The following is a 14,634-nucleotide window of genomic DNA, read 5'->3' on the forward strand; positions in this document are numbered from 1 at the left end:
AAGAACAGTAGTGCGCAGCGATCGGCCACAATGGACCGGTGACAAGCACGGCCTCCGACACCCGCCCGCAGTTGGTGATCTTCGATCTCGACGGCACCCTCACCGACTCGGCCGAGGGCATCGTGGCCAGCTTCCGGCACGCACTGGCCGCCGTCGGCGCCGAGGCGCCGGGCGGTGATCTGGCCGGCCGGATCGTCGGCCCGCCGATGCATCAGACCCTGGCCGGCCTCGGCCTCGGTGAGCGCGCCGACGACGCGATCGCGGCCTACCGGGCCGACTACACCAGCCGGGGCTGGGCGATGAACAGCCTGTTCGACGGCATTCCGCAGCTGCTGGCCGACCTGCGCTCGGCGGGGGTGCGGCTGGCCGTCGCGACGTCCAAAGCCGAGCCGACCGCCCAGCGAATCCTCGAGCACTTCGGGCTGGCGGACCATTTCGACGTGATCGCCGGTGCCAGCGTGGACGGCTCCCGCTCGAGCAAGGCCGACGTGCTGGCGCATGTGCTGGCCCAGTTGCAACCGTTGCCCGAGCGGCTGGTGATGGTCGGCGATCGCGCCCATGACGTGGAGGGCGCCGCCGAGCACGGCATCGACACGGTCGTGGTCGGCTGGGGCTATGGCGCCGCCGACTTCCGTGAGCCGCATCTGGCCGAGGCCGCGGCCGCGCATGTCCCGACGGTGACGGCGCTGCGGGAGGTGCTCGGTGTCTGACACACAGCTGCTGCACGTGACGTTCGTGTGCTCGGGCAACATCTGCCGCTCGCCGATGGCCGAGAAGATGTTCGCCCACCAGATCGACCAGCGCGGCCTGGCCCATCTGGTCCGGGTGACCAGCGCCGGCACCGGCGACTGGCATGCCGGTGACAGTGCCGACGAACGCGCAAACGCCGTCCTGCGCAAGCACGGCTATCCGACCGAGCACTGCGCGGCGCAGGTCGGCGATGACCACCTCGCGGCCGACCTTGTGATCGCGCTGGGGCGCAACCATGTGCGGATGCTGACCCACCTCGGGGTGGAGCCCGAGCGGGTGCGTCTGCTGCGGTCATTCGACCCGCGTTCGGGCGCACACGCCGACGACGTCGAAGACCCGTATTACGGCGGGCCGACAGATTTCGAAGAGACGTTCACCGTCATCGAGGCGGCCCTGCCGGGCCTGCACGCCTGGGTGGACGAACGCCTGGCCGGCGAGGGCCTGACCGGCTGATGAAGCGCCTGTTGTTCCTGCTGCGCCCGGGCTGGATCGCCCTGGCGTTGGTGGTGGTGGCGTTTGCCTACCTGTGCTTCACCGTGCTGGCGCCGTGGCAGCTGGGCAAGAACACCAAGACCAGCCGGGAGAACAACCAGATCGCCTCCTCGTTGAATGCGGAGCCGGTGGCGGTGACAACGCTTCTGCCGCATCAGGATTCGTCGGCACCCGATGCGCAGTGGCGGCGCGTGACGGCCACCGGACGCTACGTGCCGTCCGCCGAGGTGCTGGCCCGCTTGCGGGTGGTCGGTGGCGCACCGGCTTTCGAGGTGCTGGTGCCGTTCATCGTCGACGGCGGCCCGACGGTTCTGGTCGACCGGGGATATGTGCTTGCCGTCCAGGGCTCGAAGGTGCCCGAGATCGCGCCGGTGCCATCCGGTCCGGTGACGATCACGGCGCGGCTGCGTGATTCGGAGACCGCGCCCGCGGACAAGCCACCGTTCACAGAGGGCGGCTTCACCCAGCTGTACGCCATCGACACCGCGCAGGTCGGCACGACCACCGGGGTAAAGGTGGCGGGCTCGTACCTGCAGTTGGTGGAGAACCAGCCCGGTGGCTTGGGTATTGCGGAACTGCCGCACCTGGATGCCGGGCCGTTCCTGTCGTACGGCATCCAGTGGATCGCGTTCGGCATCGTCGCCCCGATCGGGCTGGGCTACTTCGTGTATTCGGAGATCAAGGCACGCCGCCGGGAGAACGCGGCCGCCACGAACACGCCGTCGGCGCCGGTCACCGTCGAGGACAAGCTCGCCGACCGGTACGGCCGACGGCAGTGAGACCGACCGCGAGCACCGCCGCGGCGACCTGAACGGTCCGCGACAGCCGCACCGACCGGCGCAGGTCCTCGATGCCCGGGACGTGGCCGTCGCCCAGGGTCGGGCGGATCTCCAACTGGTGGTGGTACTGGGTGGGACCGCCCAGGCGCACGCCCAGCGCTCCGGCGAAGGTCGCTTCCACCACACCGGCGTTCGGGCTGGGATGCCGCGCCGCGTCGCGGCGCCACGCGCGTAGCGCACCGGTCGGGGAACCGCCGACCAGCGGGGCGCACACCACCACCAGCGCGCCCGCGACCCGCGCCGCCGCGTAGTTGGCGGCGTCATCCAAACGTGCTGCCGCCCAACCGAATCGCTCGTAGCGCGGCGAGCGGTGCCCGATCATCGCGTCCAATGTGTTGACCCCGCGGTACAGCAGGACACCCGGCACTCCCCCGGCGGCCGCCCATAACAGCGGCGCGACGTGCGCGTCGGAGGTGTTCTCCGCCACCGACTCCAGGGCAGCACGGGCCAAGCCGTCGGCGTCCAGTGCGGACGGGTCCCGACCGCACAGCGACGGCAGCAGCGCCCGGGCACCGTCGATGTCCCCGGCGGCCAGCAGGTCGGCCACCCCCTCACCGGTGCGGCCCAGCGTGGTTCCGCCGAGTGCCACCCACGTGGCCGCGGCGGTCACCGCTGCCAGCGCCGGTCCGCGTGTGCTGCGTTGCACCAGCGTGCCCGCGACGGCCAACCCGCCCAGCAGGACAGCGGTATGCACCGCGCCCGCGGCTCGACTGTCGCGGTAGGTCAGCTTCTCGAGTGCGGCTGCACACCAACCGAACCCCGCGACCGGATGGCCGTGCACCGGGTCACCGAAGGCCACGTCGGCGAGCTGGGCCACCAGGATGCCGACACCGCGGGCCGGTCTGCGCGCAAACACCCCGGCACTCTCTCACACGTGATGTACTGCCTTGATGAGGCCGCGATGACGCGACACCCGAAGCGAGTCTCGGACTTGCTCAACCCGGCCGCGGTGTTGGCGCCCGCAGCCAACGTCATCATGCAACTGGCTCACCCCGGCGTCGGCTACGGCGTCCTGGAGAGCCCGGTGGACAGCGGCAATGTCTACAAGCATCCGATCAAGCGAGCCCGCACCACCGGCACGTATTTGGCCGCCGCCACGATCGGCACCGATGCCGACCGCGCCCTGATCCGCTCCGCGGTGGACACCGCGCACGCCCAGGTCCGCTCCACGCCGGCCAGTCCGGTGTCCTACCGCGCCTTCGACCCCAAGTTGCAGCTGTGGGTGGCGGCCTGCCTGTACCGCTACTACGTCGACCAACACGAGTTTCTCTACGGCCCACTCGACGACGAGGCAGCCGACGCGGTGTACGCCGACGCCAGCCGGTTGGGAACCACGCTGCAGGTGCGTGAGGGTATGTGGCCTGCCGACCGCGCGGCCTTCGACGAGTACTGGAAGCGCTCGCTGGACGATCTGCAGATCGACCCGCCGGTCCGCGAGCATCTGAAAGGTGTTGCGGGAATGGCGTTCATGCCGTTGCCGATCCGGGAAACGCTGGGCAGGTTCAATCTGTTCGCCACCGCCGGCTTCCTGCCGCCCGAATTCCGGGCGATGATGCGCCTGCCCTGGGGTGCCGGCCAGCAGCGCCGCTTCGAGTGGCTACTCGCCGCGCTGCGGCTGGCCGACCGACTGATCCCGCACCAGGCCTGGATTCTCGGCTATCAGCTCTATCTGTGGGACATGCGGGCCAGAGCGCGCCGCGGACAGCGGATCGTCTGACACACAAGGGGCAACATGTCACCGAAGATCCTCACCGCAGGAACGATCATCACCATGAATCCCGACCAGCCGCGAGCCGAGGCAGTCGCCGTTGCCGATGGCCGCATCGTGGCGGTGGGTTCGGTGGCGCACTGTCAGGCGGGGTGTCCCGACGCCGAGATCGTGGACACCGGCGCTGCCGCCTTGCTCCCGGGATTCGTTGAGCCGCACAGTCATCCGGTGATGAGCGGGATCGCCACCCAGCCGCCGGCCCGCTCGATCGCGCCGTGGGACGCACCCGCCTGGTCGGACGCTGAGGCGATCTTCGCCGACGCCGTCGCCACCACCGACCCGACCACGCCGCTGCTGTTCGCGGGCTTCGACGCACTGCTGCACAAGCGCCCGTCGCCGAAGGTCGACGAACTCGACCGCATCTTCGGCGACCGGCTCGCCGTGATCACCGACAACTCCGGCCACGGCGTGTATTTCAACACCGCGGTCATGAAACAGCATGGCTGGAACGTGAATCCGCCGGCTGACCCGGTCGGCGCCCACTTCGGCCGCAATTCCGACGGCAGCCTCAACGGCCAGGGATTCGAGACGGCGGTGCTGCTCGCCGTCGCCGGGCCCATCCTGGCCCAGCTGGGCAACCCGCTGGTCAGTGCCGCGGAGTACTACGCCTGGATGTCCCGTGGCGGCTACACGTCGACCTCGGACATGACCTATGACCCGAAGTTCAAGAGTGCCTACGAGGCGCTGGCCGCGGCGCCGTCCTGCCCGCTGCGGGTCAGCATGTGGGAGATGTCCACGACCGACACGTACAACGATTCCGAAAGCTTCAGTGTCGCAGAGCAATTGCTGGTCAAACAGGGCGTCAAACTGTGGACCGACGGTTCACCCTGGATCGGCAACATCGCGATCTCCTTCCCCTACCTGAGCACCGAGGCGACGAGGACCGCGGGTATCGACCCGGCCGTGGCCGGCGGCCCCCAGTCGATGAACTACAGCCTGGAGCAACTGAACGCTGTGCTCGACGTCGCCGCTCCCACCGGCTGGCAGATGGCCTTTCACGCCAACGGCGACCTCGCCATCGAGTTGGCACTCGATGCCTACGAAGGGGCGCTGCACCGGCACAATCTGCTGGGAACCGACCATCGTTGGCGTCTGGAACATCTCGGGGCGGGCACCCGGCGCCAGTTCGACCGGGCCGCCGGCCTGGGGGTGCACGTCTCGATGGCGCCGTTCCAGTACTACTACTGGGGCGATCTGCTGGACGGCCAGATCTTCGATCACGAGCACGGCAGCCAGTGGGGGGCCTTCGCCGACGCGGTGGCATCCGGAGCGGTGGTCTCGTTGCACAACGACGGGTCGGTGTCGCCACCGACGCCGGTGCTCAATATTCAGACCGCGGTGACGCGGCGGACCCGAGCCGGCACCGTGCACGGCGCCGACCAGTGCATCACCTTGGACCACGCCCTGCGCGCGCACACCATCAATGCCGCACGAACTCTGCACCGGGACAAGCTGATCGGCTCACTCGAGGTGGGCAAGCTCGCCGATTTCACCGAGCTGGCCGCCGACCCCTACGCGGTGGATCCCGCACAGCTGGCCGAGAAGGCCACCGTGAGCGGAACGTGGCTGGGCGGCGAGCGCATCGATTTGGACGCGTTCGTCGGCGCGATCAGCGGCGCCGACGCCGGTCCGCATGAACATCTGATGGGCCATCCCCGTCATACCTGTTGTTAGACCCACCATCAGAAAGGTGTGCCATGTCGTTTCCCACCCTCGCCCACGTCGCGGTCACGGTGCGTGACCTGTCGGTCAGCGTGCCCTGGTACCGGGCGCTGCTCGGTTCCGATCCGGTGCTCGACGAGGACACCGACGCCGGCTTCCACCACTGCGTGTTCCTCCTCGACAACGGCACTCTGTTCGGCTTGCACCAGCACACCACCGCGCCGTCCGATCAGGCGTTCAGCGAGCACAACGTCGGCCTGGACCACGTCGGCTTCGGCGTCGCCGACCGCGGCGAGCTCGAGAGCTGGCAGGCCCGCCTCGACGAGTTGGGCGTGACGCACGGCGGAATTGTGGACGCGCACTACGGTTCCGGGTTGAGCTTCCGCGACCCCGACGGCATCACGCTGGAGTTTTTCGCGCCTCCGGCTCAGGCCTGAACCGCGGCCGCGCCGAGGGTCGTCTTCATCAGCAGCACGTTGTAGCTGCCCCACTGCGACATGTTCCAGTAGATGTCCTGGCCGGTGGACCACGGATCCATCATCGGCGCGTAGAGGCCCGGGTACTGCACCGACGTCACCAGCGTGGTCGGTGCCGACCACGTGCCCTGCGGGCTGTCGGCTGTCCGGATGATCACGCTGCCAACGCTGCTCGAGTACATCGCCACGTACTTGTTCAGGTAGGTGTTGTACTGCACCGACAGCTCGCTGACGTGCCCGCTGGGGCCGCCCACTCCGAAGATGCCGGCCACCCAGCCGCCGAAGAACAGACCCAGCTGGCCGAGGAATCCGCCGGCGTACTGATTGCTGCGGGTGGACGGCAGGATCGGCACCGCGGCGCCCGGCTTGCCGGCCACCCAGGTGTCGCCGTCCCAGTACTCGTATTTCGTCAGATCGAGAATGTCGGCCTCTGCGACCCGCGACAGGTACGCCGAGCCGAGCCGGCCCGACGGCGTGCCGTAGGAGAAGACATATCCCGCGTCGGGTGAATCGGCGGGCGGTTTGACGAAGGCGCCCTGCTGAAAGTTTTGGTTCCCGTAGACGAATGGAGTAGACGAGCGCAACCAGCTCGCCGCCCGGATGGTCTGCGGCGCGACCGTCCAATTCTGGCCGTTGTCATCGGAATAGGCGATCGCGGAGTAGTTGGTGGTCCAGGCGCCGCCGAAGTCCCACGAGCGCACCGACATGAAGTTGACGTATTGCCGTGCGCCGTACTGGTTGTCGTAGGGCACCGAGATCGCCGCGGTCGGGATGACCGTCACTTGGGAGCCGAACGGGCCCAGATTCCGTGCGCTGCCCGCGATCACCTGCTTCGACATCCCCGGTGAGCTCAACGGCGAACCGGCGAACGGGTCGGTGGTGGAACCGGGCGCGAAGACGCGGTTGACGGGGTCAGTGGTCCGCAGCAGCACGTTGGACCGCCAGTTACCCGACATACCGGGGCCACTGAAGGTGTCGCCGAAGATCATCAGCACCTGCCGCTTGTCACCGGCCATGCCGTTGTCCCACATGATCCCGACGTCGGTGCCGTAGATCCCGAACCGGCCCGGGGCCGAGGTATTGGGTCCGGTGACCCAGCCGACCTTGGTGGTGACCGGCGCGGAGGCCACGGCCGTGGCGTTCGCCTTCGGTGCGACTGCCCGAGTTTGTCTGGTGGGCAACGATTTCTGCTGGGGTTTGGCCCGCTGGGTATGGCCGACGGCCGAGCGGGCAGTCGACGACGAGTGCGTCGCCGACGTCTTCGGACCGGAGCCCGAGTCCGCCGAGTCGGCCGACGCCACTGCGCAGCCCGCGGTCACCGCGGCGCCGACACCCAAAGCCACCGCGAATCCGCCGATTCCCCCGATATACGCCGCTGTACGCATGGCGCCCCCCTGTCGTTCGTCCTTCAGTATTTGCCCGCCGAGGGGCAAATGGGGGGATTTACTCAGAGTTTCAGGGACAAGCCGTCGAGCAACTGGCTCAACCCGGACCGGAACGCGTCACCGTGGTCCTCGTCCTCGTCGTCGAACGCGCCGGCTTCCAGCGCGGAAGCCAACGCCGGAAACCGATCCCTGTCGACGACACCGTGCAGCAAACGGGGATAGTCGGGACCCTCGGTGGGCGCTTCGATCGCCAGCGCCGCGGCGCCGCGCACGAAGTGCAGCACCGCCAGCACACCGGCCAACTTGTCGCGTTCGGCCATGCCGGTGTCCCGCAGCGCGGCCAGGCCGGCATCGAGCCACGCCAATTGACCCGGGTCGACGGGCGGCCCCGCGGTCGATGCGGCCAGGACCCACGGATGCCGGTGGTAGACCTGCCACAGTCCCATGGCCCAGCCGTCAAGAGCGGCACGCCAATCCGCGCCCTCAGCCGGCGCCGGGGGCGGTCCGGGGGCCGCGGACAACATGAAGGCGATCAGCTGTTCCTTGTTGGCGATGTGCCGGTAGAGCGACATCGTGCCGCAGCCCATTCGCTCGGCGAGCTTCGCCATCGACAGCGCGGCAAGGCCGTCGGCGTCGGCCATCTCGATGGCGGCGTCGACGATGCGGGCGCGACTGAGCCCACCGGCTCGCCGGGTCGGCGCAGGGTCCCGCCACAGCACGGCGAGTGCTTCGGGAATGGTCTCGTCGGCCATCGCAGTCAGCGTAAACGACCGACATCACGAATGCGTATACCGTACGCTTTGCGTATGACGTACGCAAAGCGGTCCGCGCTGGCGACCTTGCTCGCCCTGATTGCTGTGGCCTTCCTCGCCCTATCGCTGCCGCCCTATTTCACCGGCCGCACCCGGGTGCCGGCCACGTTCGGTCTGCACTACCCACTGCTGGTCGCTCACGTGATGTTCGCCGCGGTCGCGATGCTGATGGCGTTGGCCCAGATCTGGCCCGGACTCCGCACCCACCGGCTGGCCCTGCACCGCCGGTGCGGTCGTATCTACGTGGCCGCCGCCATCCCGGCGGCGATCTGCGCGCTGATCATCGGTGCGGCGACCCCGTTCGGGCCGTTCCTCGCCGTGAGCAATGTCGTCCTGGCGACGCTGTGGTTGTGGTTCACGATCAACGGGTACCGCGCCATCCGCCAGCGCAGGTTCGAAGAGCACCGTAGGAACATGGTCCTCAGCGCCACCCTCACACTGTCCATCATCACCAATCGGATCTGGACCCCGATACTGTTCCTGGCACTTCATCCATTGCAGCACAGCATCTTTGACGGCAACCCAGAGCACTACCTGTGGTTCGTCGCCGGCCTTGGCGCCTGGCTCGGCTGGACGATCCCGTTCTTCACCGTTCGGGGATGGCTGAAGCGCACCGCTGGGCGTCCACCGATCGGTGGATCCGCAATTCCTCCCGCCAACCATCCGCTCGGCGGACAGACGCGCGATAGGGGCGGGCGCACGATTCGTTTCGAGCCTCGCTCAACCCGAGCGGACCACGAACCACAGAACTGACAACTCGGAGGACACGATGACTGCACAGATTTCGAAGCGTGCCACAGGACTTTTCGCCAGTGCCGTCGCCGCCGGCGCGCTGGCCCTGGGCCTGGGCTTCGCCCCCACCGCAAGCGCAGCCGACGGCTGCGGAATCGGCTATCACCTCGACGGACCGAACTGCGTCCTGAACGTGCCCGGCCCCAACGCTCACTTCATCAGCCCGAACTGCTGGATCAACGTCAACAACGACGAGCGCTGCTACGCCCCGTAATTCAACGCGGCTGGTTGGGCACACCGGGGAACAGTTGCTCGGTGGGCCCAACCGTCACGTAGCCCGCCAACTTGGTGGCGAGGTGCGGCGCGAAGACCGCCCCGTAAAGAAGATGCCCGACGACCACGACTGCCACCACCGACAGGACTCCGGCGCCCACCTTGCTCGCCGACCGCTTGTCGGCCCAGACTTCGATCACGTTGCGGCCCTGATCATCTGTGCGGCCGAGCAGGTAGGCGAAGACCATCATCTGCACGCCCATCGCGATCGAATCGTAGATCGGGTACTGGTGTTTGGTGCCCTCGAAGATCGCGAGCCCCGGGATCACGTACCCGTAGTAGAAGACGCCGAGCTGAGCACCGATGACCGCATTGAAGAACAGCGCCCAGCAGAAGCCGACGCCGAAGCCCGCGATCAGCAGGGTTTGCGGCCTGCGCCAGCCGAACCGCTTGACCAGCCACCGGCCGAGGAAAGCACCGATCAACGCCGGGAACACGAAGTACGAGATGTACCCGATCGGCACCGCCGAGGGCAGTCCGCCGCCCCACGTCATGTTCATCGGCCACCACGACGGCATGCGTGGGAGTGCGGGCGGGAACTGCGCATACATCGCCCAGTCGTAAGGCGCCTCGATCCACGAGAACGAGATCGCCGAAATCGACACCAGCAGCAGCGGGTGGATGCGCCCGCGCCGCACGCTGAGGTAAATGCCGACGGCCAGCAGAACGAAGCCGCCGACGTAGGCGAACGTCTGGCCGGCGACCATCACCGGGGTCATCGGTCCCGCGCTTCCGGATCGAAGTAGATCACCAATCCGAAGATCAGCACGATCAGCCCGAGCAGCGTGCCGAGCATGATTACCGCTCCCATAGTGCTCCTGTCACCCTGGGCCGTTCGGCCACTTGAGCAATGAGCCGGCATCCACGCGGATCTGCTGTCCGGTGATGTAGCGGCTGTCGTCACTGGCGAGGAACACCCCGAGGTTGGCCATGTCCTCCGGCTCGATGTACGGGATCGGCATCGCCTGGAAGATCGTGAACAGCGGCTCGGCGTCCTCACGGGTGGCCTGCTGGCCTGCCTGAGTCAGATCGGGCCGGAACATGCTGTACATCCCGTCGTTCTGCAGCAGGTGGGTGTTGCAGTTGGTCGGGTGGATCGCGTTGACGCGAATCATCCTGTCGGCCAATGCCATCGACATCTCTTCGACGTACTCGATGATCACCCGCTTGCTCCAACCGTAACCGCGGCCACCGGGTCCCATGTTCGGGTTGTCGGTGGTGCCGCGGATCATCCCCGCCGTCGAACCGGTGACGATCACCGAGGCGCCGTTGGGCAGGTGCGGCACCGTGACCGCGACGGTGTTCATCACCCCGAGCAGGTCCACGTCGCTGGCGTCGACGAAGGACATCGCGTCGTGCGGGCGGCCCATCGCCATCGGCAGGATGCCGGCGTTGGCGACGACGATGTCGATCTTGCCGAACTGAGCGACACCCGCCTCGACCGCGTCGCGCAGCTCGTGACGTTCGCGGACATCGGCCACCCGGGCAAGCACCTGGCGACCGATCTCCTTGATCGAGCGCTCGGTCTCAGCCAAGTCATCCGGGGTGGCCAAGGGATAGGGGTTCGATGGGATGTCCCGACAGATGTCGACCGCGATGATGTCGGCGCCTTCCCGGGCCATCGCGATCGCGTGTGCGCGGCCCTGCCCGCGGGCGGCTCCGGTGATGAAAGCGACCTTGCCTTCCAGCTTTCCGGTCATGGCGTCTCTCCCTCTAGTCGGCCGGCGTGAACGTGATGTGCAGTTCGCTCAGCCCGCGCATGATGAATGTCGGTTCGTAGGTGTAGTGCCGGTTCTCGGCGGGACCGTGGTCGGACTCCGAGATCGTGATGTCCTTCATGCGATCCAGGATGCGGTTCAACGAGATTCGTCCTTCCGCCCGCGCCAGCGGCGCACCCGGGCAGGAATGCGCACCGCGGATGAACGCGATGTGTTCGCGCACATTCGGCCGGTCGGCGTGGAATTCATGTGGGTTCTCGAACTTCTCGGCGTCGCGGTTGCAGGCGCCCGGCATCAGCATCACCGTCGTTCCGGCCGGGACCTCCACGTCGCCGATCGTGGTGTTGGTGCGCGCCATCCGGAAGTGAGCCTTGACCGGACTCTCCATCCGCAGGGTTTCTTCGAGAAACGCCGGGATCTTGCTGCGGTCCTGCCGCAGCATGTCCTCGAATCCCGGGTTGTCGCCGATGAACCGGACCGCCGAGCTCACCAGCTTCGTGGTCGTCTCGCTGCCTGCGGCGAACAGGAACGTCGACAGGTTCACCACGTCATCGAGATCGGGAGTCGACCCGTCGTCGTACTTCGCCAGTGCCAGCCCGGTGAGGACGTCCTCGCGCGGTGCGCGCCTGCGGTCGTCGAGGTAACGGTAGAAGCGGTCGTTCAGCCACTCCAGCGGGTTGTGCGAGGTGGGCGCATCCTTGCCGAGTTCACCGACGGTCTCGTTGGCGAAGACGGTCTTGAAGTCCTCGTGGTCCTCGGCCGGCACCCCGAGCAGGTCGGCGATGACCAGCAGTGAGAACGGTTTCGCGTAGTCGGTGAGGAATTCGCACTCGCCCTTGGCCAGGAAGGTGTCGAGCTGCTGATCGGCCAGCCGCCACATGAAGTCTTCATTCTCTTTGAGACGCTTCGGCGTGATCAGCGTGTTCATCAGGCTGCGGGTGCGGGTGTGCAGCGGCGGATCCTGCGACGTGATGTGTTCGGCCATCGGCACATTGGCGCAGTGCTGCTCGATCAGATCCGAGACGTCATCGGATTCACCCGGGGTGATCGGCATGCCCGAGAACGGCCCCGCCACCGAGACGCAGGACGAGAACGCCGGGTTCTTGTACACGCTCAGCGCCGCGTCGTATCCGGTCACGGCCAGCACGTTGAAGGCCGTTGCCGGCGTCACCGGGCACTTCGACCGCAGGTGATCGAAGTAGGGGTAGGGATCGGGGACGAGCGATTCGTCGGTGAAGAAATCCACCACGTCGAAATCGGTCACAACAAGAAGCTCCTCACTGTGCTGGGTAGGCAACCGATTTGATTTCGGTGTACTGGTCGAATCCGGCGATACCGTTCTGACGGCCCACCCCGCTGGCTTTGTATCCACCGAACGGAGTGTCGGCGCCGTAGCCCGCGGTGCCGTTCAGGCCGATGAAACCGGCGCGCAGGCGCTTGGCCACCGACAATGCGCGGTCGAGTGAGCCCGCCATCACATTGCCGGCCAAGCCGTAGGGGCTGTCGTTGGCGATGCGCACGGCGTCGTCCTCGTCGTCGAACGGGATGACCGACAGCACCGGGCCGAAGATCTCCTCCTGAGCGATCGTCATTGAGTTGTCGACGTTCACGAAAAGCGTTGGCTTGACGAAGAACCCCGTGTCCATGCCCTCGGGGGCCTCGGCACCGCCGACGAGCAGTGTGGCTCCCTCCTCGACGCCCTTGTGGATGTAGCCGCGGATCCGACTGCACTGGCGGTCGGAAATCACCGGGCCGCACAGTGTTCCAGGGTCCTGCGGGTCGCCGGCGGAGACTCCCTCGTAGATGCCGCGCAGGATCTCCACGCCCTCCTCGTAGCGCGACCGTGGCAGCAGCATCCGGGTGGGGTTGGCGCAGCCTTGACCCGCGTGCATGCAGGGGGCGATGCCCATCATGCATCCGAGCGCGAAGTCCGCATCCTCCAACACGATCGTGGCCGATTTGCCGCCGAGTTCCAGGAACAGCCGCTTCATGGTGGCGGCGCCCTTCTCCATGATCCGCTGGCCGACCGCCGTCGATCCGGTGAACGAGATCAGGTCGACCTTCGGCGACAGCGTGAGCTCCTCGCCGACGAAGTGGTGCGAGGCAGTGACGACGTTGACCACACCCGCTGGGATGTCGGTGTTCTCGGCGATCAGCCGACCCAGGCGGGTCGCGTTGTAGGGGGTGTTGGGCGCCGGTTTCAGGACGACGGTGTTGCCGGTCCCGAGGGCCTGGCCGATCTTCTGGATGGTGACCTCGAACGGGAAGTTCCACGGCACGATCGCACCGACCACACCCACCGGCTCCCGCCAGACCATACGGGTGGTGTTGACGCCGGTCACCGACACCACCGCGTCGCCCAGCGAAGTCTCCCAAGGGTATTCGTCGATCAGCTTGGCCGGATAGCGGAGACCGTCGGCCAGCGGCGCGTCGAGCTGCGGGCCGTGTGTGATGGCGCGCGGACAGCCCACTTCGAGAATCAGTTCCTCGCGCAGCTCCTCCTGTTCGGACTCCAGCGCCTCCTGTAGCTGCAGCAGACACCGTTGGCGGAAGGCGTGATTCGTCGCCCAGTCGGTCTCGTCGAACGCGCGCCGCGCGGCATCGATGGCCCGGTGCATATCGGCCTTGGATGCGTCGGCGACCTCGCCGAGCACCTCCTCGGTGGCCGGATTGATGTTGGTGAACGTGCCCGCCTGACCGTCGACGAGCTTGCCGTCGATCATCATCTTGGTTTCGAAGCGGACGCCTGCGCTGTCAGTCACTGCTGCTGCCTCCTGATCTCATGGCACCGAACCGCGGAATGCCCATCATCAGCCGGGTCATCTGGTGCAGTCCGGCCGATGGCAACACCCGGTTGGCGATCAACAGCATGCGTGCATCCGGACCGATCGCGGTCTTGACGAAGGGCTTCTCACTGTCGAGGGCCTTGGCCAGACCTTCGGCGAACTTCTCCGGGGAGCGTGCGGCCAGCTTCATCGCGGCCCGTCCCCGCTTGTCCATGGTCTGGTGGTGGCGGGCGTACACGCCGGCGAGATCGCGGCAGTCGGTGGTGCCCGCGTCGGTGATGATGTCGGTGTCGTAGGTGCCCGTGACGATGACGGTCACACCGATGCCGAACGGCGCGACCTCCCCCGCCATCGACTCACCCCACCGTTCCAAGGCACCCTTGACCGCCGAATACGGTGCGGTGGCCGGCATTCCGCGAACACCGCCCTGGCTGGACACCAGCACGATGCGTCCAGCGCCGGCCCGGCGCATCGACGGCAGTAACTCCTTGGTCAGCGCCACCGGGCCGAAGATCGTCGTCGCGAACATCCGCTCCCACAGCTCGGTCGGCGTCTCCTCGACCATGCCGGCCGCGGAGATGCCGGCATTGTGGACCAACCCATAGGGCGCGCCGACGGCATCTTCGATGGCTTTGGCCGCGGCGGTCACCGAGGACAGGTCGGTGAGATCGAGCGCGACGCCGACCAGCCTCGGGTCGTCGTCCCCGGCGCCGGTGGCCTCCCGCAGCACCTTCATGCCGGTGTCGGGAGACCGCATCGCGGCAACGACGCGCCAACCCCGCTTGTACAGCTTCGTGGCCGACGCCAGGCCGAGCCCTCGCGAGGCGCCGGTGATGACGACACTGCGGCGCTCACCGGTCATCGGGTTGCTCGACATGGAC

Annotated in this window: 16 protein-coding genes; 8 read left to right on the forward strand and 8 right to left on the reverse strand. The window is 67.3% G+C overall.

Annotated features, from left to right (window positions below):
- Positions 1-38 precede the first annotated feature (38 nt).
- The 3 genes from K0O64_RS18450 to K0O64_RS18460 are packed head-to-tail and all read left to right on the forward strand — an operon-like array spanning position 39 to position 2,021.
- The gene (locus K0O64_RS18450) at positions 39-710 is read left to right on the forward strand and encodes an HAD-IA family hydrolase (RefSeq protein WP_071943461.1); all 672 of its coding nucleotides are present in this window, start codon (positions 39-41) and stop codon (positions 708-710) included.
- Positions 703-1,203: a low molecular weight protein-tyrosine-phosphatase gene (locus tag K0O64_RS18455; protein ID WP_071943459.1), complete on the forward strand. Its 501-nt coding sequence runs from the start codon at positions 703-705 to the stop codon at positions 1,201-1,203. The genes K0O64_RS18450 and K0O64_RS18455 overlap by 8 nt, the downstream gene beginning before the upstream one ends.
- Complete coding sequence (locus tag K0O64_RS18460) at positions 1,203-2,021, forward strand: SURF1 family cytochrome oxidase biogenesis protein (protein WP_096311724.1); 819 nt, start codon at positions 1,203-1,205, stop codon at positions 2,019-2,021. The genes K0O64_RS18455 and K0O64_RS18460 overlap by 1 nt, the downstream gene beginning before the upstream one ends.
- On the opposite strand, the gene K0O64_RS18465 is transcribed toward K0O64_RS18460, so the two are convergent.
- A complete protein-coding gene (locus K0O64_RS18465) occupies positions 1,975-2,937 on the reverse strand; it encodes a cobalamin biosynthesis protein (protein ID WP_096311725.1) in 963 nt (320 codons plus the stop codon). The genes K0O64_RS18460 and K0O64_RS18465 overlap by 47 nt on opposite strands.
- A 45-nt stretch (positions 2,938-2,982) precedes the next feature.
- Between K0O64_RS18465 and K0O64_RS18470 the strand changes: the two genes are divergently transcribed.
- Genes K0O64_RS18470 through K0O64_RS18480 form a run of 3 tightly spaced genes read left to right on the forward strand, consistent with a single transcriptional unit; the run spans position 2,983 to position 5,948 of the window.
- Positions 2,983-3,798: an oxygenase MpaB family protein gene (locus tag K0O64_RS18470; protein ID WP_096312912.1), complete on the forward strand. Its 816-nt coding sequence runs from the start codon at positions 2,983-2,985 to the stop codon at positions 3,796-3,798.
- Between the two features lie 15 nt (positions 3,799-3,813).
- Positions 3,814-5,523, forward strand: coding sequence for an amidohydrolase (locus K0O64_RS18475; protein ID WP_096311726.1), 1,710 nt, complete (start codon positions 3,814-3,816; stop codon positions 5,521-5,523).
- Positions 5,524-5,546: 23 nt separating this feature from the next.
- The gene (locus K0O64_RS18480; protein WP_096311727.1) at positions 5,547-5,948 is read left to right on the forward strand and encodes a VOC family protein; all 402 of its coding nucleotides are present in this window, start codon (positions 5,547-5,549) and stop codon (positions 5,946-5,948) included.
- Here K0O64_RS18480 and K0O64_RS18485 read toward each other — a convergent pair.
- Positions 5,939-7,372 carry a glycoside hydrolase family 183 protein gene (locus tag K0O64_RS18485; RefSeq protein ID WP_096311728.1) on the reverse strand — a complete coding sequence of 478 codons (1,434 nt, stop codon included), beginning with the start codon at positions 7,370-7,372 and terminating at the stop codon, positions 5,939-5,941. The genes K0O64_RS18480 and K0O64_RS18485 overlap by 10 nt on opposite strands.
- Before the next feature lie 62 nt (positions 7,373-7,434).
- Positions 7,435-8,124 carry a TetR/AcrR family transcriptional regulator gene (locus K0O64_RS18490; RefSeq protein ID WP_096311729.1) on the reverse strand — a complete coding sequence of 230 codons (690 nt, stop codon included), beginning with the start codon at positions 8,122-8,124 and terminating at the stop codon, positions 7,435-7,437.
- A gap of 54 nt (positions 8,125-8,178) precedes the next feature.
- Here K0O64_RS18490 and K0O64_RS18495 point away from each other — a divergent pair, with 54 nt between their 5' ends.
- Both K0O64_RS18495 and K0O64_RS18500 read left to right on the forward strand, forming a co-directional pair.
- Complete coding sequence (locus K0O64_RS18495; RefSeq protein WP_096311730.1) at positions 8,179-8,937, forward strand: DUF2306 domain-containing protein; 759 nt, start codon at positions 8,179-8,181, stop codon at positions 8,935-8,937.
- A gap of 16 nt (positions 8,938-8,953) precedes the next feature.
- Positions 8,954-9,190 (forward strand): hypothetical protein, encoded by a 237-nt coding sequence (locus tag K0O64_RS18500; protein WP_096311731.1) that lies wholly within the window; start codon positions 8,954-8,956, stop codon positions 9,188-9,190.
- Position 9,191: 1 nt separating this feature from the next.
- Here K0O64_RS18500 and K0O64_RS18505 read toward each other — a convergent pair whose 3' ends face one another.
- The 5 genes from K0O64_RS18505 to K0O64_RS18525 form a co-directional block, all read right to left on the reverse strand.
- Entirely contained in the window at positions 9,192-9,968 is a 777-nt protein-coding gene (locus tag K0O64_RS18505; protein ID WP_096311732.1) for a spirocyclase AveC family protein, read from the reverse strand.
- Positions 9,969-10,070: 102 nt separating this feature from the next.
- Entirely contained in the window at positions 10,071-10,949 is an 879-nt protein-coding gene (locus K0O64_RS18510) for a mycofactocin-coupled SDR family oxidoreductase (RefSeq protein ID WP_071943441.1), read from the reverse strand.
- 13 nt (positions 10,950-10,962) lie between these two features.
- Positions 10,963-12,231 carry a cytochrome P450 gene (locus K0O64_RS18515; RefSeq protein ID WP_096311733.1) on the reverse strand — a complete coding sequence of 423 codons (1,269 nt, stop codon included), beginning with the start codon at positions 12,229-12,231 and terminating at the stop codon, positions 10,963-10,965.
- A gap of 13 nt (positions 12,232-12,244) precedes the next feature.
- A complete protein-coding gene (locus K0O64_RS18520; RefSeq protein WP_220046508.1) occupies positions 12,245-13,693 on the reverse strand; it encodes an aldehyde dehydrogenase family protein in 1,449 nt (482 codons plus the stop codon).
- Positions 13,694-13,721: 28 nt separating this feature from the next.
- A complete protein-coding gene (locus K0O64_RS18525; protein ID WP_096311734.1) occupies positions 13,722-14,630 on the reverse strand; it encodes an SDR family oxidoreductase in 909 nt (302 codons plus the stop codon).
- Positions 14,631-14,634: the final 4 nt, after the last annotated feature.

This window comes from Mycolicibacterium pallens (assembly GCF_019456675.1).
GTDB lineage: Bacteria > Actinomycetota > Actinomycetes > Mycobacteriales > Mycobacteriaceae > Mycobacterium > Mycobacterium crocinum.